Origin of the sequence: Dactylosporangium sp. NPDC049525 (genome assembly GCF_040676755.1) — a bacterium.
Classification (GTDB): Bacteria; Actinomycetota; Actinomycetes; order Mycobacteriales; family Micromonosporaceae; genus Dactylosporangium.
Map to the genome: position 1 here is coordinate 19,052 of NZ_JBFAPO010000040.1, position 22,853 is coordinate 41,904.

The 22,853-nt window shown below is 70.7% G+C and carries 22 protein-coding genes and 1 pseudogene; 12 read left to right on the forward strand and 11 right to left on the reverse strand.

Annotation, left to right across the window (positions count from 1 at the left end; all coding sequences use genetic code 11):
* Positions 1 to 99: 99 nt before the first annotated feature.
* From AB0K00_RS39155 to AB0K00_RS39175, 5 genes are read left to right on the forward strand one after another with little or no spacing between them, the layout of a single operon-like run.
* A complete protein-coding gene (locus tag AB0K00_RS39155; protein WP_363531701.1) occupies positions 100 to 1,308 on the forward strand; it encodes an amino acid deaminase/aldolase in 1,209 nt (402 codons plus the stop codon).
* A gap of 26 nt (positions 1,309 to 1,334) precedes the next feature.
* Positions 1,335 to 2,258, forward strand: a complete 924-nt coding sequence (locus AB0K00_RS39160) for an SAM-dependent methyltransferase (protein ID WP_363531866.1) — start codon at positions 1,335 to 1,337, stop codon at positions 2,256 to 2,258.
* Between the two features lie 32 nt (positions 2,259 to 2,290).
* The gene (locus AB0K00_RS39165; protein ID WP_033363510.1) at positions 2,291 to 2,548 is read left to right on the forward strand and encodes a DUF6364 family protein; all 258 of its coding nucleotides are present in this window, start codon (positions 2,291 to 2,293) and stop codon (positions 2,546 to 2,548) included.
* Positions 2,535 to 2,825, forward strand: a complete 291-nt coding sequence (locus tag AB0K00_RS39170) for a type II toxin-antitoxin system PemK/MazF family toxin (RefSeq protein ID WP_363531705.1) — start codon at positions 2,535 to 2,537, stop codon at positions 2,823 to 2,825. Before AB0K00_RS39165 ends, AB0K00_RS39170 begins: the two co-directional genes overlap by 14 nt.
* 10 nt (positions 2,826 to 2,835) lie before the next feature.
* Positions 2,836 to 3,972, forward strand: coding sequence for an NADH-quinone oxidoreductase subunit D (locus tag AB0K00_RS39175; protein ID WP_363531708.1), 1,137 nt, complete (start codon positions 2,836 to 2,838; stop codon positions 3,970 to 3,972).
* A 2-nt stretch (positions 3,973 to 3,974) separates the two neighbouring features.
* Here the strand turns inward: AB0K00_RS39175 and AB0K00_RS39180 are convergent, their stop codons facing one another.
* The 4 genes and pseudogenes from AB0K00_RS39180 to AB0K00_RS39195 form a co-directional block, all read right to left on the reverse strand.
* On the reverse strand, positions 3,975 to 6,146 hold the full coding sequence (locus AB0K00_RS39180) for a hypothetical protein (protein ID WP_363531711.1): 2,172 nt from the start codon (positions 6,144 to 6,146) through the stop codon (positions 3,975 to 3,977).
* A 106-nt stretch (positions 6,147 to 6,252) separates the two neighbouring features.
* Positions 6,253 to 7,306 (reverse strand): annotated as a pseudogene (locus AB0K00_RS39185) (glycine betaine ABC transporter substrate-binding protein); the annotation flags it as partial.
* A 94-nt stretch (positions 7,307 to 7,400) separates the two neighbouring features.
* Positions 7,401 to 8,090, reverse strand: a complete 690-nt coding sequence (locus AB0K00_RS39190) for an ABC transporter permease (protein WP_363531714.1) — start codon at positions 8,088 to 8,090, stop codon at positions 7,401 to 7,403.
* 85 nt (positions 8,091 to 8,175) lie between these two features.
* Positions 8,176 to 8,856, reverse strand: coding sequence for an ABC transporter permease (locus AB0K00_RS39195; protein WP_363531717.1), 681 nt, complete (start codon positions 8,854 to 8,856; stop codon positions 8,176 to 8,178).
* 2 nt (positions 8,857 to 8,858) lie between these two features.
* Between AB0K00_RS39195 and AB0K00_RS39200 the strand changes: the two genes are divergently transcribed.
* Positions 8,859 to 9,851: an ABC transporter ATP-binding protein gene (locus AB0K00_RS39200; RefSeq protein ID WP_363531719.1), complete on the forward strand. Its 993-nt coding sequence runs from the start codon at positions 8,859 to 8,861 to the stop codon at positions 9,849 to 9,851.
* Positions 9,852 to 9,907: 56 nt separating this feature from the next.
* On the opposite strand, the gene AB0K00_RS39205 is transcribed toward AB0K00_RS39200, so the two are convergent.
* The 7 genes from AB0K00_RS39205 to folP form a co-directional block, all read right to left on the reverse strand.
* The gene (locus AB0K00_RS39205) at positions 9,908 to 10,381 is read right to left on the reverse strand and encodes a hypothetical protein (RefSeq protein ID WP_363531722.1); all 474 of its coding nucleotides are present in this window, start codon (positions 10,379 to 10,381) and stop codon (positions 9,908 to 9,910) included.
* Positions 10,382 to 10,429: 48 nt separating this feature from the next.
* Positions 10,430 to 10,717 (reverse strand): hypothetical protein, encoded by a 288-nt coding sequence (locus AB0K00_RS39210; RefSeq protein ID WP_363531724.1) that lies wholly within the window; start codon positions 10,715 to 10,717, stop codon positions 10,430 to 10,432.
* Between the two features lie 30 nt (positions 10,718 to 10,747).
* Positions 10,748 to 12,175, reverse strand: a complete 1,428-nt coding sequence (locus tag AB0K00_RS39215) for an ABC transporter permease (RefSeq protein WP_363531727.1) — start codon at positions 12,173 to 12,175, stop codon at positions 10,748 to 10,750.
* A 67-nt stretch (positions 12,176 to 12,242) separates the two neighbouring features.
* Positions 12,243 to 12,815 (reverse strand): DUF3180 domain-containing protein, encoded by a 573-nt coding sequence (locus AB0K00_RS39220; protein ID WP_363531730.1) that lies wholly within the window; start codon positions 12,813 to 12,815, stop codon positions 12,243 to 12,245.
* Between the two features lie 15 nt (positions 12,816 to 12,830).
* Positions 12,831 to 13,352 (reverse strand): 2-amino-4-hydroxy-6-hydroxymethyldihydropteridine diphosphokinase, encoded by a 522-nt coding sequence (gene folK, locus AB0K00_RS39225; RefSeq protein ID WP_363531733.1) that lies wholly within the window; start codon positions 13,350 to 13,352, stop codon positions 12,831 to 12,833.
* A 46-nt stretch (positions 13,353 to 13,398) separates the two neighbouring features.
* The gene (folB, locus tag AB0K00_RS39230) at positions 13,399 to 13,764 is read right to left on the reverse strand and encodes a dihydroneopterin aldolase (RefSeq protein WP_363531735.1); all 366 of its coding nucleotides are present in this window, start codon (positions 13,762 to 13,764) and stop codon (positions 13,399 to 13,401) included.
* Positions 13,765 to 13,775: 11 nt separating this feature from the next.
* Positions 13,776 to 14,573: a dihydropteroate synthase gene (gene folP, locus AB0K00_RS39235; RefSeq protein ID WP_363531869.1), complete on the reverse strand. Its 798-nt coding sequence runs from the start codon at positions 14,571 to 14,573 to the stop codon at positions 13,776 to 13,778.
* 341 nt (positions 14,574 to 14,914) lie between these two features.
* Here folP and AB0K00_RS39240 point away from each other — a divergent pair, with 341 nt between their 5' ends.
* From AB0K00_RS39240 to AB0K00_RS39265, 6 genes are all read left to right on the forward strand, one after another.
* Positions 14,915 to 15,226 (forward strand): hypothetical protein, encoded by a 312-nt coding sequence (locus AB0K00_RS39240; RefSeq protein WP_363531872.1) that lies wholly within the window; start codon positions 14,915 to 14,917, stop codon positions 15,224 to 15,226.
* A gap of 47 nt (positions 15,227 to 15,273) precedes the next feature.
* A complete protein-coding gene (locus AB0K00_RS39245) occupies positions 15,274 to 15,648 on the forward strand; it encodes a hypothetical protein (RefSeq protein ID WP_327006656.1) in 375 nt (124 codons plus the stop codon).
* Between the two features lie 122 nt (positions 15,649 to 15,770).
* Positions 15,771 to 19,184, forward strand: coding sequence for an ATP-binding protein (locus AB0K00_RS39250; protein ID WP_363531875.1), 3,414 nt, complete (start codon positions 15,771 to 15,773; stop codon positions 19,182 to 19,184).
* 11 nt (positions 19,185 to 19,195) lie between these two features.
* Entirely contained in the window at positions 19,196 to 21,148 is a 1,953-nt protein-coding gene (locus AB0K00_RS39255; RefSeq protein WP_363531878.1) for a DMT family transporter, read from the forward strand.
* A gap of 6 nt (positions 21,149 to 21,154) precedes the next feature.
* The gene (locus tag AB0K00_RS39260) at positions 21,155 to 21,700 is read left to right on the forward strand and encodes a hypothetical protein (protein ID WP_363531738.1); all 546 of its coding nucleotides are present in this window, start codon (positions 21,155 to 21,157) and stop codon (positions 21,698 to 21,700) included.
* 47 nt (positions 21,701 to 21,747) lie between these two features.
* Entirely contained in the window at positions 21,748 to 22,839 is a 1,092-nt protein-coding gene (locus AB0K00_RS39265; RefSeq protein ID WP_363531881.1) for a M23 family metallopeptidase, read from the forward strand.
* Positions 22,840 to 22,853: the final 14 nt, after the last annotated feature.

Consider the following 22,853-nt stretch of genomic DNA (forward strand, 5'->3'; position numbering starts at 1 on the left):
CTGTAACCACGCTACCGGTCCCGAAGTGTCGGGCAGATATGGGCCGACGCACGGACGCGAGGTTCTTTCATATTCATCGCCGACTCGGTACGGTGAGTCGTGTCCAGCTCACGTGCCGCCCAACGGGCTCGCTACGATCACGCCACCGCTGACCTCGACCCGCCGTTCGCGATCGTCGACCTGGACGGGTTCGACGCCAACAGCGCCGCGATGGTCGGCCGCGCGGCCGGCAAGTCGCTGCGGATGCCCAGCAAGTCGGTGCGGGTGCGCGCGCTGATCGACCGGGCCCTGGCCCAGCCGGGCTGGCACGGCGTCATGGCGTTCACCCTGCCGGAGGCGATCTGGCTGGCCGGGCACGGCACGTCCGGGGACATCCTGGTGGCCTATCCCACCGCCGACCGGGCCGCGCTGCACCGCCTCGCCACCGACGAGAAGCTCGCCGCCACCGTCACCGTCATGATCGACAGCACCGCCCAGCTCGACCTGATCGACGCGGTCGTGCCGGCCGGCGAGCGGGCCGGGGCGGTGCGGGTCTGCATCGACCTGGACGCCTCCTGGCGCCCCGCGCGCGGCGTGCACATCGGGGTGCGGCGCTCACCCGTGCACAGCGCCGGCCAAGCCGGCGAGCTGGCCGCCGCGATCGCCGGCCGGGCCGGGTTCCGCCTGGTCGGGCTGATGTCCTACGAGGCGCAGATCGCCGGCCTCGGCGACGCGCCGCCCGGGCGCCCGGTCCGCGGGGCGCTCATCCGCATGATCCAGTCCCGCTCGTTCCCCGAGCTGCTCGCCCGGCGCGCGGCGGTCGTCGCCGAGGTCCGCCGCCACGCCGACCTGGAGTTCGTCAACGGCGGCGGCACCGGCAGCGTGCAGGCCACCGCGCAGGACCCGGCGGTCACCGAGGTCGCCGCCGGCTCCGGGCTGTTCGGCCCGTGGCTCTTCGACGGGTACCGCCGCTGGCGCCCACAGCCCGCGGCGTTCTTCGCGATGTCGGTCGTCCGCCGGCCGAACCCGCAGGTCGCCACCGTCCTCGGCGGCGGCTGGATCGCGTCCGGAGAGACCTCACCGACCCGCCAGCCGCTGCCCTGGCTGCCGGAGGGGCTGCAGCTCATCGGCACCGAGGGCGCCGGCGAGGTGCAGACCCCCCTCGTCGGCCCCGGCGCGGCCGGCCTGCGCCTCGGCGAGCGCGTGTACTTCCGCCACGCCAAGGCCGGCGAGCTGTGCGAACACGTCAACGAGGTGCACCTCGTCTCCGGCGACACGATCGTGGACGTGGTCCCCACCTACCGGGGAGAAGGCAAAGTGTTCCTGTGAACACAGGCGTGCGGTGGCGGGCGGCAATGCAGCGGGCGCTCTACGGCGACGACGGGTTCTTCCGTCACGCCAGCCCGGCCGCCCACTTCCGCACCAGCGTGCACGCCTCGCCGCTGTTCGCCGGGGCGATCGCCACGCTGCTGGAGCGCCTCGACGAGGCCCTGGAGCACCCCTCGCGGCTGGACCTGGTCGACGTCGGCGCCGGCCGCGGCGAGCTGCTGCGGGGTGTCCTCGCCGCCCTGCCGCCGGCCGTCGCCGCCCGGGTCGCCGCCGTCGGCGTCGAGGTCGCACCCCGCCCGGAGGACCTCCCCGACACGATCGGGTGGACCTCTGCCATCCCCTCCGGCAGCACCGGCCTGCTCGTGGCCACGGAGTGGCTCGACAACATCCCGGTCGACATCGTGGAGCTCGACTCGCGTTTGCGGCCGCGGTACGTCCTGAGCTCCGCCGACGGCACGGAAACCCTCGACGAGGCACCGCTGGCGCCGGGTGACGCCGCCTGGCTGGCCGAATGGTGGCCACTCGACGGCCTCCCCGAGGGTGCCCGCGCCGAGCTGGGCGCGCCGCGCGACGAGGCCTGGGCGGCCGCGGTCGGCAGCCTGACGCGCGGACTGGCGCTGGCCGTCGACTACGGGCACCTCGCCGGGGCACGGCCGCTGTTCGGCACGCTCACCGGCTTCCGGGACGGCAAGGAGACTCCGGCGACGCCCGACGGGTCGTGCGATCTGACGGTCGCGGTGGCGTTGGACGCGCTGGGCGTACACCACCTGCTGATGACGCAGCGAGAGGCGTTGCGGCTCCTGGGGGTGCACGGCGGGCGGCCGCCGATCGCGCTCGCCTCCACCGACCCGGCCGGCTACGTGCGCGCCTTGGCGCGGGCCGGCGAGGCGGCCGAGCTCATTGACCCAGCGGGCCTCGGCGGCCACCACTGGGTCATGCGGTGGGTATGAACATTCGTCATACCGGCGGTACACTGGGGGCCATGACAGCCAAGGTGACGTTGTCGTTCTCCGATCAGACCATCGCCGACGCCCGGCACTGGGCCGAGCGCGACGGCGTCTCGCTCAGCGCGTGGATCGACCGCGCCGCGCAGGAGCGCGCGCTGCGCGAGATCTTCACCGCGCACGCCGAGGCGGTGCGCCGGGCCAAGCCCGACCTGGAGCGCGCCGCGCTCGCCGACGAGGAAGAGATCGCCCTGGTGGACGCGGAGCTGTTCAGCGGGCGCCGTGCGGCGCGGTGAAGTCTGGCTGATCAAGGGCGCCCGGGAGCGCCTCGGACTGATCATCAGCTCCGACGTGTTCAACAGCACGGACGTGCCCGTCGTCATCGTCGCCGAGGTCACCGACCAGGAGGAGCTGCGTGACTCGCCGCTCGCCGTCGAACTCGACGACCTGGTCGTCATGCCCGACCGGATCTCCTCGCCGCTGAAGCGCTGGTTCACCGAGCGGGTCGCCGTCGCGGACACCGCCACGATGCACAACGTCTCGCGCGCGCTGCGGATCCTGCAAGACCTCTAGGCTTAGCCGTATGACCTCCGAGTTGACGGTCGGCACCGGGGCGGGCCTCGACACCGCCGACATGGTGCTCAACATCGGCCCGCAGCACCCGTCCACCCACGGCGTGCTGCGGCTCAAGCTCGTCCTGGACGGCGAGCGGGTGCTCAGCGCCGAGCCGATCATCGGCTACATGCACCGCGGCGCCGAGAAGCTCTTCGAGGTCCGTGACTACCGGCAGATCATCATGCTGGCCAACCGGCACGACTGGCTGTCGGCGTTCTGCAACGAGCTCGGCGTCGTCCTGGCCGTCGAGCGCCTCATGGGCATCGAGGTCCCCGAGCGGGCCATCTGGCTGCGCACCGCCCTGGCCGAGCTCAACCGGGTGCTCAACCACCTGATGTTCCTCGGCTCGTATCCGCTGGAGATCGGCGCGATCACGCCCGTCTTCTACGCGTTCCGCGAGCGCGAGACGATCCAGGCCGTCATGGAGGAGGCGTCCGGCGGGCGGATGCACTACATGTACAACCGCGTCGGCGGCCTCAAGGAGGAGGTCCCGGCCGGCTGGACCACCCGCGCCCGCGCCGCCATCGACCAGGTCCGCCGCCGCATGCCCGACCTGGACAACCTGATCCGCCGCAACGAGATCTTCCTCGCCCGCACCGTCGGCGTGGGCGTCCTCTCCGCCGCCGACGCCGCCGCATACGGCGCGTCCGGCCCCGTCGCCCGCGCCTCCGGCCTCGACTTCGACCTGCGCCGGGACGAGCCCTACCTCGCCTACGGCGCGCTCACCGTCCCCGTCGTGACCCGCACGACCGGCGACTGCCACGCCCGCTTCGAGGTGCTCCTCGACCAGGTGTATGCGTCCCTCGACCTCGCGCAGGCCTGCCTCGACGAGGTCGACAAGCTCACCGGCCCGGTCAACGTCCGCCTGCCGAAGGTCGTGAAGGCCCCGGAGGGCCACACCTACGCCTGGACCGAGAACCCGCTCGGCGTCAACGGCTACTACCTGGTCTCCCGCGGCGAGAAGACGCCCTGGCGGCTCAAGCTGCGCACCGCGTCCTACTCCAACGTCCAGGCCCTGTCGAAGCTGCTCCCCGGCACCCTCGTCCCGGACCTGATCGCCATCCTCGGCTCGATGTTCTTCGTCGTGGGCGACGTCGACAAATAGCCTTACCGCCAGCGGTCGTCGTTGCCTTCGAAGTCGACGATCTGGCGGGTGGGACGGGAGCGGGGCTCGTCGCGGGAGCCGTTCCAGCCGTAGTCCTCGTCGTCGTCCTGGCGGGCGCGGCGGGACACGCGCTCGTCGTCGCGGGCGGGAGTGGGGTCCTGCCAGCGCGACGCGGGCGCCGCGGGCAGGGCGGCCTGCGCGGCGCCAAGGGCGGGCCGGTCGCGGCGGACCTCGGACCAGCGGGTCGTGCCGCCCTCGTCCCGGCGGGCTTCCTCGTAGCTGCTCTCCGACCACTGCCCGTCGGCCCCGCGCTGCTGCTCGCGTTCCCGGCGGGCCTCGGACCGGCGGGGGCTCTCCCGGCGGGGCTCGTCGTCGTCGGGGGTGGGCGCGTACTCCTCGTGCCGCACCGACGCCCAGCGGTCCTCGATCCGGACGTGGGTGCCGGTCTCGTCGGCGTGGACCGCGGCGCGGCGCTCGCCCATGCGCAGCTCACGGCCGCCGCGCTCGTCGCTGTGCACCGACGCCCACCGGTCCGTGGTGCGGACCCCGGTCACGCTGCCCGCCTCGTCCGGGTCGTGCGCGCGGCGGCGGCCACCCGCGCGTTCGACGTCGCGGGACGGCCCGTCGGCGTCGGCCCGCGCCATCCGCTCACGCAGCAGCTGCTCGGTCCATGACTCTTCGCGGGGCTCCTCGCGAGGGGTCTCGGTGCGTTCGATCCACTCGGACCGTTCGCTGCGCTCGGTCCACTCGGATCGTTCGGTGCGCTCGGACCGGCTGATGCGCTCGGCGCCCCAGCCGCGCTCGGCGCGGTCGGGCTGCTCGTCCCGGCCCCCGCGGTCAGTGTGCTCACCACGTCCGCCGCGGTCGGCGTGGTCCCCCCGGCTTCGTTCGCCCCGGTCGGCGGCCTGCTCGCCCCGGTCGCCCCAGTCGCCGCGGCCGGCGTGCTCACCGCGGCCCCGGTCGGCCCGGTCGGCGGCGTCGCCGCGGTCGGTCCACTCGCCGCGCCGGCGGCGGCCGCCTTCGCCGGCGTCGGCCCCGTCGCCGCGGGCGCCCCAGTCACCGCGGGCGCCTCTGCCGGGGTCGGCGTCGACCCGGTCACCCCGCGCGCCGCGGTCCGCCCGGTCGCCGTCGGCCCACTCGCCGCGGCCCATGCGCCCGCCGGCGTCGCCGCGGTCGGCCCGGTCGCCACGGCCACCGCGCTCGGCCCGGCCGGGGTCGCCGTCGTCGCCGCGGTCGGTCCAGTCGCCACGGCCGGTGCGGTCGGACTGGTCGGCCCAGTCGGCGGCGTCGCGGCCCATGCGCCCGCGGTCGTGCGCCCCGGCCCGGCCGCCACGGTCGCGGTCGTCCTGGTCTGGGTCGTCGCCGCGGTCGGTCCAGCCGGTGCGGGCGGCGCGGCCGGTGCGGTCCGGCGCCTCGCTCCAGTGGCCGCCGTCGACGATCCTGCCGTTGTCCCTGCCGGCGTCTCTGCCGTCGTGGCGGGCCCGGTCGGCGGGCTCGTGCCAGTCCTGGCCGTCGCGATCGGACCATTCGGCGGGGCGCTGGGGCCAGTCGCCGTCCCGGTCGGCGACGCGCTCGGTGATCGGGCGGCGCTGCTGCGGGATCTCGGGGCGGGCGCCGTAGACGGTGCCGTCGCGGCGCTGGTCGGTCGGGTCGACGACCATGGTCTTGGTGGTGACCTGCACGGTCTCGGTGTGCCGCAGCACGCCCTGGGGCACCGCGGCGGAGCCGACCGGCTGCGGCCCGGCGTGCTGCGCGGCGGCCGCCTGCTGGGCGGCCCGGGTGGTGCGCTCGAGCTGGCCGCGCATCAGGTCGACCTGGTTGCGCAGGGCGTCGACGGTCTCGTGCAGCACGCCGATGCGCTCGACGAGCTGACCATGCGTGGCGCGGGCCGCGTGGGTGATGTCGCCGCGGATCTCGTCGCGGAGCGTGTCGAGCTCCTCGAACACCGCGTCCTCGATCTCGCTGCGCACGTTGTCGTTGTCGGGGCGCAGGGCGATGGACAGGCCGATGAGCACGACCACGAGCACGGCGAGCACCGCGGCGAGCTGCAGGACGAACCCGCCGCCGAACAGCAACAGCAGCGCGGCCAGCGGAGCAAGGCCGACGCCAGCCCAGAAGAGGATCTGGAGGAGCTTTGCGCTCGGCCGTCCTCCGGTGGTTTCCGCGGCTGGCATGAGCAGAGACCTTACCTAGTCTTCAGGACAAGTGAAATGCCCGCCCTCGGCGGCAAGGATGTGCCGGGGACGGGCATTTCGCAACTACCGTGCGTTATCGGTGGGGCTAGCCGAGCGAGCCGTCCGAGGAGAAGACGAGCGCGACCGTCGCCGTGCCCTTCTTCAGCGCGTCGAGGCTCTGCGGGCCGCCCGCGTCGAGGCTGACGAACTTGCCGAACTGGATGCTGTAGGTCTTCTCCAGGCCGGGCTGGCAGAACGGCCGCTGCGGGCACTCCGCCGGGCCACCGAGGACGGTGTCCTTGCCGGAGCACTTGGCGGCGAACTCGCTGAGCGTCTTCACGCCGTTCTTGTCGGCGAACGCGGTGGTGACCGCGAACGCGTTCTGGTCGGCGGCCTTCGACGCCTTGCCGAAGGTCAGGCCGGCCTTGCCGCCGATGTCCTTGAGCGCGGTGACGGTCTTGTCGACGTCACCGGAGGCCAGGGTCTTGGCGTCCTTGCCGTTGACCTGCCCGTTGATGAACTCCGTCAGGGTGCCGGCATACTCGGGGACGACCTGGATGTCGCCCTTGGTGAGCTGGCCGTAGTAGACCTCGCGCTTGCCGATGGTCTGGACGGTCGCGTCGTAGCCGGCCGAGTCCAGGACGATCTCGTAGAGCGCGCCGAGCGTGGCGTTCTCCGCGAAGTCGGCCGCGCCGATCTTGATCGCCCCGCCCTTGCCCTTTTCGAGGCCGGTGGTGAGGTTCTCGGCCTTGGCGAAGTCCTCCGCGGCGACCTTGGAGGTCTTGCGGTCCACGACGACCGCCTTGTTGAGCTGGATCAGCTTCTCCGTGGTGAGTGCGTCGGAGACCTTGTCCAGTGCCGCGACGAGGGCCGGGTCGGCGGCCTTCGTGTTGATCGCGGCAATGATGTTGTCCGCCGTCTGGAGCTGCTTGTCGTCGGTCAGGACGACCAGCTTGTCCCCGGCGACCGGGGCACAGCCGGCCCCGCTCACACTCGCCGGCGCCTGGGTGCCCGAGGAACCCTCATCGCCGCAGGCCGCGAGGCCTACGGTGGCGAGGCCCAGAAGGACCCCGAGCGTGGCGCGCATGGCAGTTCGCAAAATGGCCCGCCTTCCGTGTCCCGGCGCGATCACTGTTGACCGGCCGCGTGTCCGACGGACGGCGCTATCGGCTTGAAGCCCGCCCGCTAATCAATAGGCAACTCTGCCCATGGGAAATCGGCAACCGCAACCAGGCACGGTTTCGTAACGACCCGTCACGCACGGCCTGCGGCCTGCCGCAACACCTTCGGTGTGACCTTGCGCTCCACCAGGGCCATCAGGCCGTCGATGAGCAGCGCGAGCAGCGCGACGAGGACCGCGCCGGCGAGGATCTGGGCGTCGCCGCGGCCCGGTCCGAGCCCGAACCCGGCGGAGATGATGTTGCCGAGTCCGCCGCCGTTGACGAGCGTGGCGAGGGTGGCGGTGGCGACCACCTGGGTGGTCGCGATGCGCAGCCCGGTGGCCAGGAACGGCACCGCCAGCGGCACCTCGACCCGCCACAGCATCTGCGCCGACGTCAGGCCCATGCCCCTGCCCGCGTCGCGGACCTCCTCGTCGATCGCGCGCATGCCGGTGTACGCGTTTGCCAGCAGCGGCGGCAGCGAGAACACGGTCAGCGCGACCACGACGGCCGGCATGCCGATGCCGAGCGGGCTCAGCGACAGGATGGTCAGCAGCGCGATGACCGGCATTGCCTGCGTGATGTTCGACAGCGTGACGACGACGCCGGAGCCCGCGCCGCGTCGGCCGAGCCAGATCCCGATCGGCCAGGCGACCAGGCAGCCGACCAGCACGGACAGGAACGAGATCTCCAGGTGCTCACGCAGCCGGACCACGATCCCGTCCGGGTTGGTCCAGTTCAGCGGGTCGTTGAACCAAGTGATCATGTCGCTTATAGCGCTCATGCCGTCACCTCCGCTGCGCTCCGGCGCCGGCCTGAGCCAACACTGCACCCCTGGTTCGCGGCGTCCTCGCTGCGCTGCGGGCCGCTCATGCTTTCCCCCTGGTCCACGGCGTCAGCGCCCGGGTCAGGGCGACCAGCAGCAGGTCGAGCACCAGGGCGAGCAGCACGCAGATGAGCGCGGCGGTGGCGATCTGGGCCTTGTAGAAGTTGTTGCGGAAGCCGCTGAGGATCAGCGCGCCGAGGCCGCCCTGGGAGCCGACGGCCGCGCCGACAGTGACCAACGCCACTGTCGAGACCGTCGCGAGCCGCAGTCCGGTGAGGATCGCCGGCAGCGCGAGCGGCAGCTCGACGCGCAGCAGGCGGGCGCCCCTGCCGTAGCCCATCGCGGTGGCGGCTTCCCGCACGTCGCTGGGCACCTGCTGCAGCCCGGTGAGAGAGTTGCGGATGATGACGATCAGCGCGTACATCACCAGCGCCACGACCACGGGGGTGCGGCCGGTGCCCAGGAACGGGGCCAGGAAGGCCAGCAGGGCGAGCGACGGAATCGTGTAAAGCACGCTCGCTGATGTCAGAATCGGCGTGGCGAGCGGGCGCACCCAGTACGCCAGCACCGCCAGCGGCACCGCGATGGCCACCGCGATCGCGACCGACCACACGGTGATGGCCACGTGATCCACCAGCGCGTCCCGGATCGTGTCGGAGTTGTCCCGGACATAGCTCCAGGAGAACCAGGGGTTGCCCGCCTCACCGCGAGCCAGGAAGGACATGCGTGGACCGTACCGCGAAGGCCGACGCCGCGCCGATCACCCTCGATCGGCTCGGCAAGACGTACCCGAACAGCACCACGGCGGTCGACGAGCTGAGCCTGGACATCGCCGGCGGCGACGTGACCGTGCTCATCGGCCCGTCGGGCTGCGGCAAGTCGACCGTGCTCAGGATGGTCAACCGGTTGATCGAGCCGACCAGCGGCCGGGTGCTGGTCGACGGCGAGGACGTGACCACGGTCGATCCGGTGCGGCTGCGTCGGACCATCGGCTACGTCATCCAGAATGTGGGACTGTTCCCGCACCAGACGGTCCGGACCAACGTCGGCACGGTGCCGCGGATGCTCGGCTGGGACAAGGCCCGCATCGCGAAGCGCACCGACGAACTGCTGGACCTGGTCGGCCTGGAGCCGGAGCGGTACGCGGCCCGGTATCCGCACGAGCTGTCCGGTGGTCAGCGGCAGCGGGTCGGGTTCGCCCGCGCGCTCGCCGCGGACCCGGTGGTGCTGCTGATGGACGAGCCGTTCTCCGCGGTCGACCCGATCAACCGCGGCCGGCTGCAGGACGAGTTCCTGCGGCTGCGACAGAGCGTGCGCAAGACGACGATCCTGGTCACGCACGACCTCCAGGAGGCGATCAAGCTCGGCGACAAGATCGCGGTGCTGTCCGACCACGCGCACCTGGAGCAGTACGCGACGCCGGCGGAGCTGCTGGCCAACCCCGCGAACGCATTCGTGGAGCAGTTCATCGGCGAGGACCGCGGCGTCATGCGCCTGTCGGTGACCCCGATCCCCCGCGACCGCCTCCACCCGCTGGACGGTGCCCCCGACGGCCTGCCCACCGTGCCCGCCGACGCGACGCTGCGGGTTGCCTTCGGCACCATGCTGGCCGCGGGGACGGGATCGGTGGTCGTCCGGGACGGCGACAAGCCGCTCGGATTGCTGTCCGCCGCGGATGTACAGCTGGCGCTCGCCGAGGTCGACACCGCCGCCCGTTGACGCAGCGAAGACCGGCGACGGGGTTGGCCTGTCGCCGGTCTGTTTCGCGGTGCCGCTTACGTCCGCCGGCCTGCCATGGAGGCGATGCCGACGATCCAGCCGACGATGAGGCCGTAACCGGCGCCACCGGCGGCGTTGACGACCGCGGTCCCGAAGGACGTGTTCGCCAGCAGGAACGCGGTGAGGAGGGCGGCCAGCGCGGCCGCGAAGATGAAGGCGGCCCAACCGGTCAGGATCGCCGAGATGGTGCCGCGCGCGCTGGACAGCTGCGCGCCGACGAGCAGTGAGATGAACACGGCCGTGAACAGGATCAGCAGGATCGCCTTGAGGTCGGCGGCCAGCAGCTCCCGCACCGACTGGTCGCTGTCGATGTTCCACTGGGGCCACGCGAGGGTCTCCAGGAACAGACCGCGGTTGCCCGAGTTGACCCAGTCGACGTACCAGGGACTGCCGAAAATCAGCACCAACAGGAACGCCACCAGCGTGCCCGCGCTTGACGCGGAGCGGTAGCGCGAACGAGTAACAGCCATGCCCCGGATTAGTCCCGGGAAACAAATTTTATAAACGGATACCGATAGTTACTTCGCCGGCGACATCAGGTAGTCGATGAAGGCCGCGCGGACCATCGGCTCGGACTCGCCATAGGTGTGGTCGGTCACCTCACGCCAGAGCGCGACCACGTCATCGACGGTGGCGTCCAGCGAGCCGAGCCACCCGTCCTGCGTCTCGTCGTTGCTGGACGTGACGTGCTTGAACAGGTCCCAGAAGAACTTCACGTCGCGACGCTGCCGGGCGAGGCTGAAGGCGCGTTCGCGGAGTTCCTCGGTGGACAGCGCGTCAAGCTCCGCAAGGGTGGCGTCGGTCATGACCACAGCTTAGCCAGGCGTGCGCCGCGGTCAGCGGCTGCTGCCCCACCGCTCCTCGACGCCCCAGTCCTCGTCGGTGGTGCGGGCCGGCAGCTGGCTCGTCCAGCCTCCGGTGCGCGACGCCGACCAGCCGTTGTCGGACTCGGCCTGGCTCGAGCCGTAGCTACCGGCCGAGCTGCTGCTGGGGGTCCAGACCTCTTCCTCGATCTCCTCCTCCGCGAGGGTCCGCGGCCGGCCGAAGGTCTCGATCAGGCGGGTCACGATCAGGCCGATCACGATCGCGCCACCGGCGACGGCCAGCGGGGCGATGTTCCACCGCTCGGCGGCGGAGTACCGGAACAGCACGGTGATCGCGGCGACCGCGAGGACGGTGCCGAACACGCCACCGCGGCGGCCGTAGGCGGAGGTGCCGCCGATGAGGGCCGCGCCGAGCGCGAGGGCGGTGGTGGCGAGGCCGGCCGCGGCCATGCCGTTCTCGGTGGTGGCGACCTCGCGGACGTCGAGGGCGGTCAGCACCCCGGCGGCCGAGGCGAGCAGGGCCGAACCGGCGATCGCGAGGCCGGTGATGGTGGCCGCGCCGCCACCGCGGCGGCGGGCCGGGTCGGCGACCGGGCGGAAGCGCCCGACGGCGCGGCGGACCGGCCGGATCAGGCCGACGGCGCTGCCGACGACCCCGACGAGGACGACCGCGAGCAGCCAGAACAGCGCCTTGTCATGCGGGTCGTAGGCGCCGGCGACGACCTTCTCGGCGTTCTGGTCGGCGATCCAGGCCATCAGCGCGAGCGCGACGCCGAGGCTGGCCGCCCAGCCGGGGACGTGGAAGCCGACGACCAGGACCGCGATGACCACGCCGACGCCGAGCGCGACGAGGGCGGTGATGCCGGCGGTGACCGCCAGGCCACGGTGGGAGTTGTCGGCGAAGAACAGCGCCGACGCGTACGCGATCGGGCCGAGGGCCAGGTTGACGGCGCCGGCACGCAGAGTGAGCCCCATGGCGACCGCGACGAGTCCCAGCTCGGCGCCGGCGAGCAGCAGCGACTCGAACTCCGCGCCGCGCAGCGCCTCCGGGCGGGCGTCGCGCAGCAGGTACAGCAGGGAAGCGGAGGCGAGCAGGAGGACCATCTCCCACAACGCGTGCACCGCCAGCCGGTCGCGGCCGGGCTCACCGTGCTCCGGGTCGTCGAAGACGTCGCCGAGCTGCGCCGGGCTGGGCGCGGCCCGCCTCGCGGCGAGGCCCAGCGTGCTCTCCGTCGGCGGCACGCTGTAGTCCGTGCTCGCCGAGTAGGCGCCCGGGGTGTACACCGACTGGTTGGCGACCCCAAGCGTCGGCGCGTCCTCGGGCACGCCGCCCGAGCGGAAGTCGGGCTCCTCACGGAACCCGGGTTCACCGCGGAACCGCGAGTCGTCGTACGCCATCGTGCGCGCCTCCTGCCAGCCGACGACCGGTACGGGTCGCACAGTAACCGCGGATTGTGACCTGCGACAGTCTTTGGGCGAGGAAGACGACAGTGTTTGTTACAGATGCCTATCGATCGAGGCTTTCGTCCTCGGTGCGATCGCCCTCGTGGCGCCCGTCCAGGCGGCCCTGCCTGGGCAGGTCCTTGTCCCGCGGGCTGGGTGGCACCCGGCACGCCCGCTCCAGCCACAGCGCGGCGGCAACCAGCACGATCGATCCGGCGACGCCGAGCAGCGCCTGCGGCAGGTTGTCCGAGACCTTCGCGAGCACCCCCTTCTGCGTCAGCAGCCAGGAGGACATGCCCAGGTAGAGCCCGCCGAACAGGGCGGCAACCAGCGCGGATGCCTTACCGAGGACGGCATACCGCGCGATCACCAGCGGTTGCAGCGGGCCGGCGCCCTCCTTGCGGAGGATCCGGTTGCGGGTCGAGTAGGCCTCGAAGCCCTCGAAGATCGCCAGGCCGATCAGGGTCAGCGGCGGCAGCCAGGGCAGCGTCGGCATGCTGTTCCAGAGGCTGCTGATGCCGATCCAGGCCAGCGCGGTGGTGGCGAGCGCCGCGATGACGAGGGTGGCCGGGCTGGTCGGCTCCATACGGCCCTTGGGCCCGGTCGCGTTCGGTTCGTCGGATGACGGCGTGGCCATCGGCTCGGCTCCAGATCACGAATCGAGGTGGATGTCTTCCCGCGGGCGCAGGTCGGCGAGGTCGGCCGCGACCGGGGCGGACCGGACCAGGTCATAGAGCCATCCGTGGCCCGGCAACTGCCCATAGGGCTGGATGTCGAGCCACGGCCGGAGCACGAACGCCCGGAGATGTGCCCGCGGGTGGGGCAGGGTCAGCTCCGGATCGTCGGTGGTGACCGGCCGGTCGTCGTCGTCCCAGACGGCGATGACGTCTACGTCAAGCGTACGCGGGCCGAAGCGGCGCTCCGGGTCCCGCATCCGGCCGGCGGCGTCCTCCAGTTGGTGGGCCCGGTCGAGCCAGTCGCGGGGCGTCGCGGCCGGGTCGACGGCCAGCAGGGCCGCGTTGAGGTAGTGCGGCTGGTCAGGGTCGCCCCACGGGGGTGTCTCGTACACCCCGGAGACGGCCATCACGACGTCGCCCAGCCCCGCGACGGCGCCGCGCAGGTTGGCCGCGCGGTCGTCGAGGTTGCTGCCCAGGGCCAGCACCGCTCTCGTCACGGCTGCTCCCTCATGCCCGGGTCCGGCCTCATGCCCGGGTCCGGCCTCATGCCCGGGTCCGGCGGATGGTCACGGCCACATCGGCGAACACGTGCGGGATCGGCGCCTGCGGCTTGTGGACGGTCACGGTCGCGGCTCGTACCCGCGGATCGTCCACACACACGTCGGCGAGGCGCTGCGCGAGGGTCTCGATGAGGTTGACGGGCTCGCCCGCGACGACCTCGGCGAGGCGTCCGGCCAGCTCACCGTAGTGCACGGTGTCGGTGACGTCGTCGGACTTCGCGGCCGGCGCGAGGTCGAGCTCCAGCACCACGTCGATCACGAAGTCCTGGCCGTCGCGGCGCTCGAAGTCGAACACGCCGTGGTTGCCGCGGACCCGTAGCCCGGTCAGGGTGATCCGGTCGGCCGTCATGTCACCGCCTGTCATCGTGCCGCCTGCACGGCCTGCCACACCTTGATCGCGTCAACGTTGCCACGGACCTCGTGCACCCGCACACCCCAGGCACCCGCGGCGACGGAGAGCACGGTCGTGGCGATCGTCGCCGCCTCCCGGTCCTCGGTCGGGCGCGGCGACCCGTCCTCGGCCGCCAGCAGCCGGCCGAGGTGGGACTTGCGGCTCGAGCCGACGAGGACGGGGTACCCGAGCGCGACGAGGTCCGGCAGATGCGCGGCCAGCCGCCAGGTGTGCTCGGCCTTCTTCGCGAACCCCAGGCCGGGGTCGAGGATCAGCCGTTCGGGTGCGACCCCGGCGGCGACGGCCTCGTCGACGCGCTCCAGCAATTCGGCGCAAACCTCTTTCACGACATCGTCGTAAAGGGCTAAATCGGCCATCCTCCGCGAATGGCCCCGCCAATGCATGAGCACCCAGGGGCAGCCGGCGTCCGCGACCACGCGGGCCATGTCGGGGTCGGCCAGCCCGCCGGACACGTCGTTGACCAGGGCGACCCCCGCCGCGATGGCCTCGGCGGCGACCGCCGCGCGGGTCGTGTCGATGCTCATGGCGACCCCGGCCGCGGCGAGCTCGCGGATCACCGGCAGGACCCGGTCCAGCTCGGTGCGCGCGTCGATCCGCTCCGCGCCGGGGCGGGTGCTCTCGCCGCCGATGTCGATCACGTCGGCGCCCTGGTCGACCATCTGCATGGCGTGCTCGACCGCGGCGCCCAGCCCGGCGTAGCGACCACCGTCGGAGAAGCTGTCCGGGGTCACGTTGAGCACCCCCATGACCACGGGGGAACGGCGGTGAAGGAGCGTCACCTGAATGAAGGTACTCACCTTCGGTCTGTCACCTGTCCCCCACCAGGGGTAACCGCTGGAACGCCTCATCAGCAACACTGATCACGGACCGGTCAGCTTGTTGGAAAGAGGGCTGCAACGTACTCTCTGCAAGTGAACGTTATTCGGACCGTTAAACCCGACAATGGGCATTTAGCAGGGCAAACGCCCGGATAAGGTTCCGCTGGAGGGCGACACAGCAGCCGGGGTCGTATGACCGGGTCGTCTTATCAGCGAGGCTTAACGCGCGGCGTGCACCTCGCCCGTCGCGCCTCCGGGGAGGTCTGATGATGTTGTTGGAGATCGGCCACACGTTGTGGGGGGAGACCACCCGCGTCGTGGACGCGATCGCCCTGGCTCCGTCGCCAGAGCCCGCACCGAAGACGATCAACACCGACGGCATTCTGAACTTCTTCACCACCAAGATCGTTCCGATCCTCCTCGCCGCGCTCGGCGTGATCTTCATCGGGCGGGCCAGCAAGGGTGAGGTCTCTCGGGTGCTGACCAGTTCAGCCATCGCGATCATCGGCCTGGCCTTCGTCGCCGGCGCCGCGTCGCTGTTCTTCTTCGGCGACTCGCTCGTCAAACTGCTCTTCAACTAGAGCTGCCGTGCCTTCCTGGCCTCACTGCTGAGACGAGTGAATAACACATGCGGCTGCGCACCGACGACGACATCTACCGGGCCCGCCTGGTCTACCTCGGGCCGCCCGGCTACACCCTGCCCATCCAGCTGCCGTATGCGCAGTATGGGGTGTTCGCACTGCTGGTGCCGTTGTTCATGTTCATCCGCTACCTGATCACCCTGCAGGTCGACTACTTCCCCGCCTACGAGATCGCCCTCGCGATCGTGGCGACGTCGCTGATCTTCCGCTACGTCGACCCCGACCGTCCCGCCCGGATGGTGGTCCGCACAGCCCTGACCGACTGGCGCCACACCCGGGAGCCGAGCCACGAGCAGCGCGATGCCAGGCTCGTGGCCACCCGGGTGCGCATCCGCCCGGAACTCACCGGTGATCTCGCATGACCAACCCGCCTCCCCGCCGTACTGGGGGCTATTCCAACCAGCCGGACACCGACGACGACGCTGCGCACACGTCTGACTACGATGGCGGACTTCGGGCCGCCGCCGAGGGCGGTCGCGTGGCGATGTTCCGCGGTCCGGCCCGCGGCCCGGCGGCCGACCGGCCGACGAGCGCGCCACCCGCGGCGGACGTCGACTCGCCGTTTCTCGGCCTGTTCGACGACCCGTCCGGCGGGCGCCCACGCGACCGGGTGAAGGCCCTCGAGCCCGGCAACAACCGGCCGATCTCGGGCATCCCGGTATCGGCGGCCCCGTCGTCCGGCGCGGGGCGGGCGCCGGAGGACCTGCGCGCCCCCAAACGGGTCGTTCCGCGCACCGAGGCGCTGCCGGCGGGTAGTTACGAGCGACGCCAGCTGGACCGGCCGCCCGTTGAACGCCAGCCCGTTGAACGTCAACCCGTTGAGCGCCAGCCTGTCGAGCGTCAGCCTGTCGAGCGCCGGACGATCGACGCCGGCCCGCCGGCGCTGCCGTCTGCCGCGGACCGGCTCGAGCGCAGCGGCGAGCACCCCGGCTATCCGGAGATCCACGACTGGAGCGGCGAGCACCCGCGCCTGCTCGGGCGGCCCGGCGTCGCCGAGCGGCGCCCGGTCGACCGCGGACCCGTCGACCGGGTGCCGGTGGACCGTGTGCCGGTGGATCGCGGGCAGGTCGACCGGCATCCCGCTGAACGGCAGCCCGCCCAGCGGCAGCCGGATCGTTCCTCACGGCTGCCCAGCCGGCCGTCGGGCGGAAGCGCCAGTCGTACACCGGCGAAAAGCAACGGCAAGGTGGTGCCGGGCCGGGAGCTCGTGCCGCCGGCGCGCCGCACGCCATCGGAGCCACCGGGGCGCAGCCAGCCCGGGAAGCCACCGCGGCCGGCGGTGAAGCCCGGCAGGAAGACCCAGCTGGACCGCACCCCGAAGCCCCGGCACAAGGACCGGCAGGCCTCGATCGACCTGGCGATCACCGAGATCGCCGGGCACCTCACGTTCACCCCGAACACCGTCACCGCGTGGTACTGGCTGCCCGAGGTGCGCTGGGCCTTCCGCCCCGACGCCGAGCGCGAGGCGCTGCTGTCGGCGATCTCCGAGCAGTACGCCGGGCTCGCCGGCTTCCGCCTGCACCTGCGCCGCACCACCAAGCCGTTCCCGGCCGACCAGTGGGCCCGCGTCGTGGACAACAACACGCCGTATCCGCTGCCGTCGGCCGGCGCCGGCCCGTCGTGGGCCGATCACCTGGTCGCCGCCCAGAAGCACCTGCTGGCGATCAACCACGCCGAGGGCCAGACCTACCTCGGCATCTCCTTCGCCCGGCGCACCCTCGGCGACACCTTCGCCGAGCGCATCGGCTCCCTGTTCCGCCGAGGCGTCGCCGACGCCGAACGGCGCAGGATGGCCCGCACCGTCGAGCAGTTCGACGAGGTCCTCGGCGCGTTCGGCATGCGCGGCCGCCGGGTCACCGCGTTCGAGCTGGAATGGTTGCTGTACCGGTCCGTCGCGCTGTGCATGTCGCCGCCGGGGCAGATCACCACCCTCGACGGCGGCTGGGAACGTGGCGACCTGCTGGCATTGACCGAGCAGGTCGAGCGGTACCGCACGCCCTACGGCTCCACGGTGAAGCTGGTCAACCGGGTCAGCGGCGAGGAGCGGCACGTCGCGGTCCTCACCGTCGGCCGGATGGAGCCCCTGGAGATCCCCGAACGGCACGAGCCGTGGCTGCACTTCCACGAGCGGCTGCCGTGGCCGATGGAGCTCTCCTCCCGGATCGACATCCTCGGCCCCAACGACTCCTTCCGGAACCTCGAGCACCGGCTCCGGCTGATCCGCTCCCAGCAGGCCGACTACAGCGAGCACGGCATCGACGCGCCGCCGGAGCTGGAGCGGCTCGCGAAGCGCGCCCTCACCATCGGCGACGAGATCAGCACCGGCCTGCCCGTCGATTCCTCCCGCGCGCACGGCTGGCACCGCATCGCGGTCGGCGGCCGCACCCGGGAGGAATGCCTGGAGCGGGCCCGCCGGGTCACCCAGATGTACTCCCGGGAGATGCGGGTCGCCCTGCAGCACCCGAAGCAGCAGGACTGGCTGGCCCGCGAGTTCATCCCCGGCGAGCCCCTGGCCAACACCGGCTACCTGCGCCGCATGCCGGTGAAGCTCTTCGCCGCCGCCCTGCCGCAGGCCGCCTCCACCGTCGGCGACCGCCGCGGCGACCTCATCGGCCGCACCGCCGGCACCTCCCGCCGCCCGGTCTTCCTCGACCTGCACTTCCCCATGGAGGTCCGCGAACGCTCCGGCCTGGCCGTGTTCGTCGCGGAGCCCGGCGGTGGCAAGTCCACCCTTATGGGCGCGCTGGGCTATTTGAATGCCCGCCGTGGTGTCCAGGTGACGCTGCTCGACCCGTCCGGGCCTTTGGCCAGGCTGTGCGCGATGCCGGAGCTGGCACCGTACTCCCGGGTGCTGAACCTGACCGGGTCCGAGCAGGGCACGCTGGCGCCGTACTCGCTGATCCCGACCCCGCAGCGCGGCCACTACGCACCCGGCTCCGGCGGCGACCGCGAGTTCGAGATCGCGATCTCCAACGCCCGGGCCGAGCGCCGCATGCTCGTGCAGGACATCTGCATGATGCTCGTCCCGCCGCAGGTCGCTCGCGAGGCCTCCACCGCCACGATGCTCCGCCACGCCGTCCGCCAGGTGCCGGCCGAGGAGTCCTCAACCCTCGAGGACGTCATCCGCTCGCTGCGCGACACCGGCGACCACGACGCGCTCGAACTCGGCAACCTGCTCCTGGACACCGCCGAGATGCCCCTCGCCATGCTCTTCTTCGGCACCCCGCCACCCGGGCTCCTCGGCGCCGACGCCACCCTCACCGTCATCACCATGGCCGGCCTCCGCCTCCCCGACCTCAAGATCGAACGCGAGTACTGGTCCGCGGAGGAATCCCTCGCCCTGCCGATGCTGCACACCGCCCACCGCCTCGCGGTCCGCCGCTGCTACGGCGGCGACATGACCCAACGCAAACTCGTCGGCCTCGACGAGGCCCACTTCATGGAAGGCTGGCGCTCCGGGCGCTCCTTCCTGGTCCGGCTCGCCCGCGACTCCCGCAAGTGGAACCTGGCAGCGCTGGTCGCCTCGCAGAACCCGAAGGACATCCTCGGCCTGGACGTGCAGAACCTCGTCTCCACGGTCTTCGTCGGCCGCATCGCCGAGGACTCCGAGATCGCCGCCGAGGCCCTGCGTTTGCTGCGGGTCCCGACCGACGTCGGCTACGAGCAGACGCTGGCGGCCCTGTCCCAGGTGGACACGTCCTCGTCCTCGCGGCTGGGGTTCCGCGAGTTCGTGATGCGCGATGTGGACGGCAGGGTGCAGAAGGTCCGCGTCGACGTCTCCTATGTCCGGGACCTCCTGCGATACCTGGACACGACACCGGGGGGTGTACACGTCGACGGCACCGTCGGCGGCGAGGTCGTGGACATCCACGACGACGACCCGGAGGTCGACAGGTGAGACGCCTGCCCGTGTACGCAGCCGTAGTCATCGTCACCGCGGTGGCGACGCTGTTCGGCGGACCGGTAGGGCCAGCAGCCGCATCACCAGCACCAGTCCGGGCACCGGAGGGAGGCTTGTGCTCTGTAGAAGAGTGGCGGGTTCCGAGCAACTTCCAGAACTGCGCCGATCGACTGCAGGTAGATATTCAGTCTCGAGTGAGCTGCTTGGACGCACCAACTCCGGACGCCCCGGATTCGGGAATGGCCGGCTGGTTTTCTCAGCAGCCAACCACCCCTGAGACATCACGCCTTCGCTTCCGATACAGTGAATACGGATACGCTGGCTACGACTTTACCACTTATGATCTTAAATGCGCTTCGGTGGTAACCAATCCGAGTGCGGAATTCGAGAACACAATAGCCAATGGCGAGTTCCTGCTTGCCACTTCGGTCATCGGCGCATCGAATGCACTGCGGGAACGCGCTTGGGACCCATCGTACATGTGGGGTTGGGCAGAGCCCCTCGTCGAGCAAGCGACGAAGGCGGTGTACGCCAAAGTATTTACCGCATTCGGAGCCGTAACGATTTCGATCGTTGGGCTCTACCTATTGTGGCGCTCAAGACAGTCCGATCTGTCCAATGCCGTCACAACGGCTGGCTGGGCGCTCTTCGTAATGGTGCTCATCACCGGAATCGCGGAATGGCCGACGCTAGCAGCAGGCCTCGCAGACAAGACTCTGGTGTCCAGTCTGGGCGTAATCCACGACGCGGTAGGTCCACCATCTCAGGAGATTCCACCAGATGAGTGCCGGAATCCAGATCCGTCCGCCTGCGCCGACCCGCGGCCGCCGGCGGTCAGGGCTAGCAACACAGTAGTTGACGGACTTCTCTACAAAAATTGGCTTCGAGGCACCCTGGGGTCTGCCGACAGCACAACTGCAACCAAGTATGGTCCGGCGCTATACGACGCCAAATCATTCTCATGGCAAGACATTGAGAAGATCCGCGCAGATGAACGACGCGCAGCAAAAGAAGAAGAGCAACGAATCGTCGACAAGCGTCCCGGACCCCCGGTCGAGTCCTCAATGCGTAAGATTGTCACCGAAGAGAAAAAGCAACGCTGGATGCGCATTGCCGAACAGATCAAGACCGAAGATCCGGAGGCATACGAGCATCTTCAGGGAAGCAAGGGAATGGACCGCATTGGAGCGGGGTTCCTGGCGATCCTTTCAGCTTTGTTCTTTGCGCTCTTTGACGTCACCGCGTCAGTGCTGGTCATCCTTGGCTTCTTGATCTTCCGGTGGGCGGTGATCGCGTCGCCGATCTTGGGCACGGTCGGGTTGCTTCGACCGGCTAATGCTGGATTGCGGCGGCTCGGCAACGCCGTCATCGCGGCAATGTTCAACATCATCATCTTTGGAACCGGCTCTGCGATCTATCTCTTCGCGGTCAGCTTGATCCTCGGTACCGCTTCGCTGGCTGGATGGCTGCAGGTGCTGCTGATCTGGCTGACCGGGGTGGTCGGCTGGCTGCTACTGCGCCCTTACCGCCGGATCACACAACTCGGCGGAAAGGACTCGACCCGGGCGATCACGTCGGCCGGCAGTTGGCACCGGCTGTTCCTGCGCGATGTGCGCCAGGCGGCCGCGTTAAAGGTCGTCGACGCCGGAGGGACGAACGAACCGCGGCAGCGCGGCGAGGACGGTCCGGTTCGGCAGCGGCCCGAATCCCGGGACGAGGACTCGTTGCCGGTGGGTGCCGGTGAGCGGTCCGCGGGGACCGGCGAACGGGTGGCAAGACCTGAAGAACGGCCCGCGCGACAGGACAGTCCACAGCGCCAGCGCCGGCAGCCGATGTGGGAGGAGCCGGACTCGCCGGCGGAGACGGCGCCGTCGTATTCGATCTATCGACCCGACTCGGAACGGTCCGTGCCAGACCGGGCGCCGACTCGACGGCCGGAGTCGGCAAACCTGCCGGGGTGAGCATCCATGCGTACGGTTCTGCGTCTGCTCGGCACGCGGTACGGCATCGCGATGGTGCTCATCGTTGTGGTGCTCGTGGTCGTGGGGTTCGGCCGGATTGTCTTCACCGAGGGTGACCGGTCGACCAACGACGCGCTCGGTCCGACCGTCGCTCCGGCCACGCCGACGACGCCGGATCCGTACAGCTCGCTCGGTGACGACGGAGTCCAGGACGAACCGGCCTCGGTGGCGCCGTCCCTGAGCAAGGGTGCCGCCGACGCGAACACGGTGGCCACGCGGTTCGCGAAGGCGTGGATCCGCAAGGCGGGGGTCACCGGCGAGCAGTGGCGGGCAGGGCTGAAGCCGGACGCGTCGAGCGAACTGATGGAGGACCTCGCCGACACGGACCCGGCCGACGTACCGACTGCCACGATCACCGGCCCCACGGCCCTGGAGGACTTCGGGCAGGTCGCGACCGCGAAGGTGCCGGCTGACGGCGGGACCATCGTCCTGCAACTCGAGGCCATCAACGGGCGCTGGCAGGTCACCTCACTGGACTGGGAGGTGGCGTGACCGACTTCGAGACCGCCGACGGCGACGGCACAGACGGTCGGCGCAGGATCCGTCCCGCGCTCCTGATCGCGCTCGCCGCGGTACTGGTGCTGGTGTGCTGTGGCGGCGGCGTGGTGTCCTTCTTCCTCGATGCGGCAAACAAGACCGTCACGTACGATTCCGGCTGCGGCAACGGCAAACTGGTCGACGTATCGGCGGAGATGCCGAGTCATCGCAGGCTGGGTCCCGAGCAGGTGCGCAACGCGGCAATCATCGTTCGGGTCGGACAGGACCTGAATGTCCCGCCACGGGGGTGGGTCATCGCCGTCGCGACCGCGATGCAGGAATCGTGGCTGCGCAACCTGCCGAACCTGGGCAACCGCAATGACCACGATTCGCTGGGCCTGTTCCAGCAACGTCCCAGCACCGGCTGGGGCACGCCCGAACAGATCATGGATCCGAAGTACGCGTCGCGGAAGTTCTACGAGAAGCTGGTGACCGTTCCCGGCTGGCAGACCATGAGCCTGACCCGGGCCGCGCAGAAGGTGCAGCGCAGCGCGTACCCCAACGCTTATGCGAAACACGAGGAACTGGCGTCGACGGTCGTCAACTCCTTGACCGGCGGCGCGGCGCGGGCCGTCGGAGACCAGACCGATCTGACATGTGTCAATGCCGGGCAGATCGCCGCATCAGGGTGGACGGCGCCGGTCAAGGGAAAGGTGGGGTCGGGGTTCCGGACTGCTTCCCGTCCCACCCACCAAGGCGTCGATCTCATTGTGCCGAGGGGTACCGTCATCCACGCCGCTGCGGCGGGCCGCGTCATCAAGGTCCGTTGCGATGCGATCGGGCCGAATGGAAAACCCTGGGGTTGCGACCGCGACGGTTCGCCGTCAGTTCGCGGCTGCGGATGGTTCGTCGACATCATGCACGCCAACGGCATCATCACTCGGTACTGCCACATGGTGAAACAGCCGAGCGTCGTCGTCGGCCAGAGCGTCGCACCCGGCCAGGAAATCGGCTTCTCGGGCACGACGGGCCATTCTTCGGGTCCACACCTGCATTTCGAGACGCACCGGAACAACGATTCGAGCAAGAACGGTGCGGTCGATCCGGTGCAGTTCATGCAGCTGATGGGTGCACCACTCGGAGCCGAGCCGTGAGCAACCGTCCCAGC

Bases quoted from the DNA above. Each gene is read 5' to 3' on its own strand.
- AB0K00_RS39160 (WP_363531866.1), top strand. From the start codon at position 1,335: ATGCAGCGGGCGCTCTACGGCGACGACGGGTTCTTCCGTCACGCCAGC.
- AB0K00_RS39165 (WP_033363510.1), top strand. From the start codon at position 2,291: ATGACAGCCAAGGTGACGTTGTCGTTCTCCGATCAGACCATCGCCGAC.
- AB0K00_RS39175 (WP_363531708.1), top strand. From the start codon at position 2,836: ATGACCTCCGAGTTGACGGTCGGCACCGGGGCGGGCCTCGACACCGCC.
- AB0K00_RS39180 (WP_363531711.1), bottom strand. From the start codon at position 6,146: ATGCCAGCCGCGGAAACCACCGGAGGACGGCCGAGCGCAAAGCTCCTC.
- AB0K00_RS39190 (WP_363531714.1), bottom strand. From the start codon at position 8,090: ATGAGCGCTATAAGCGACATGATCACTTGGTTCAACGACCCGCTGAAC.
- AB0K00_RS39195 (WP_363531717.1), bottom strand. From the start codon at position 8,856: ATGTCCTTCCTGGCTCGCGGTGAGGCGGGCAACCCCTGGTTCTCCTGG.
- AB0K00_RS39205 (WP_363531722.1), bottom strand. From the start codon at position 10,381: ATGGCTGTTACTCGTTCGCGCTACCGCTCCGCGTCAAGCGCGGGCACG.
- AB0K00_RS39210 (WP_363531724.1), bottom strand. From the start codon at position 10,717: ATGACCGACGCCACCCTTGCGGAGCTTGACGCGCTGTCCACCGAGGAA.
- AB0K00_RS39220 (WP_363531730.1), bottom strand. From the start codon at position 12,815: ATGGCCACGCCGTCATCCGACGAACCGAACGCGACCGGGCCCAAGGGC.
- folB (WP_363531735.1), bottom strand. From the start codon at position 13,764: ATGACGGCCGACCGGATCACCCTGACCGGGCTACGGGTCCGCGGCAAC.
- folP (WP_363531869.1), bottom strand. From the start codon at position 14,573: ATGGGGGTGCTCAACGTGACCCCGGACAGCTTCTCCGACGGTGGTCGC.
- AB0K00_RS39240 (WP_363531872.1), top strand. From the start codon at position 14,915: ATGTTGTTGGAGATCGGCCACACGTTGTGGGGGGAGACCACCCGCGTC.
- AB0K00_RS39245 (WP_327006656.1), top strand. From the start codon at position 15,274: ATGCGGCTGCGCACCGACGACGACATCTACCGGGCCCGCCTGGTCTAC.
- AB0K00_RS39250 (WP_363531875.1), top strand. From the start codon at position 15,771: ATGTTCCGCGGTCCGGCCCGCGGCCCGGCGGCCGACCGGCCGACGAGC.
- AB0K00_RS39260 (WP_363531738.1), top strand. From the start codon at position 21,155: ATGCGTACGGTTCTGCGTCTGCTCGGCACGCGGTACGGCATCGCGATG.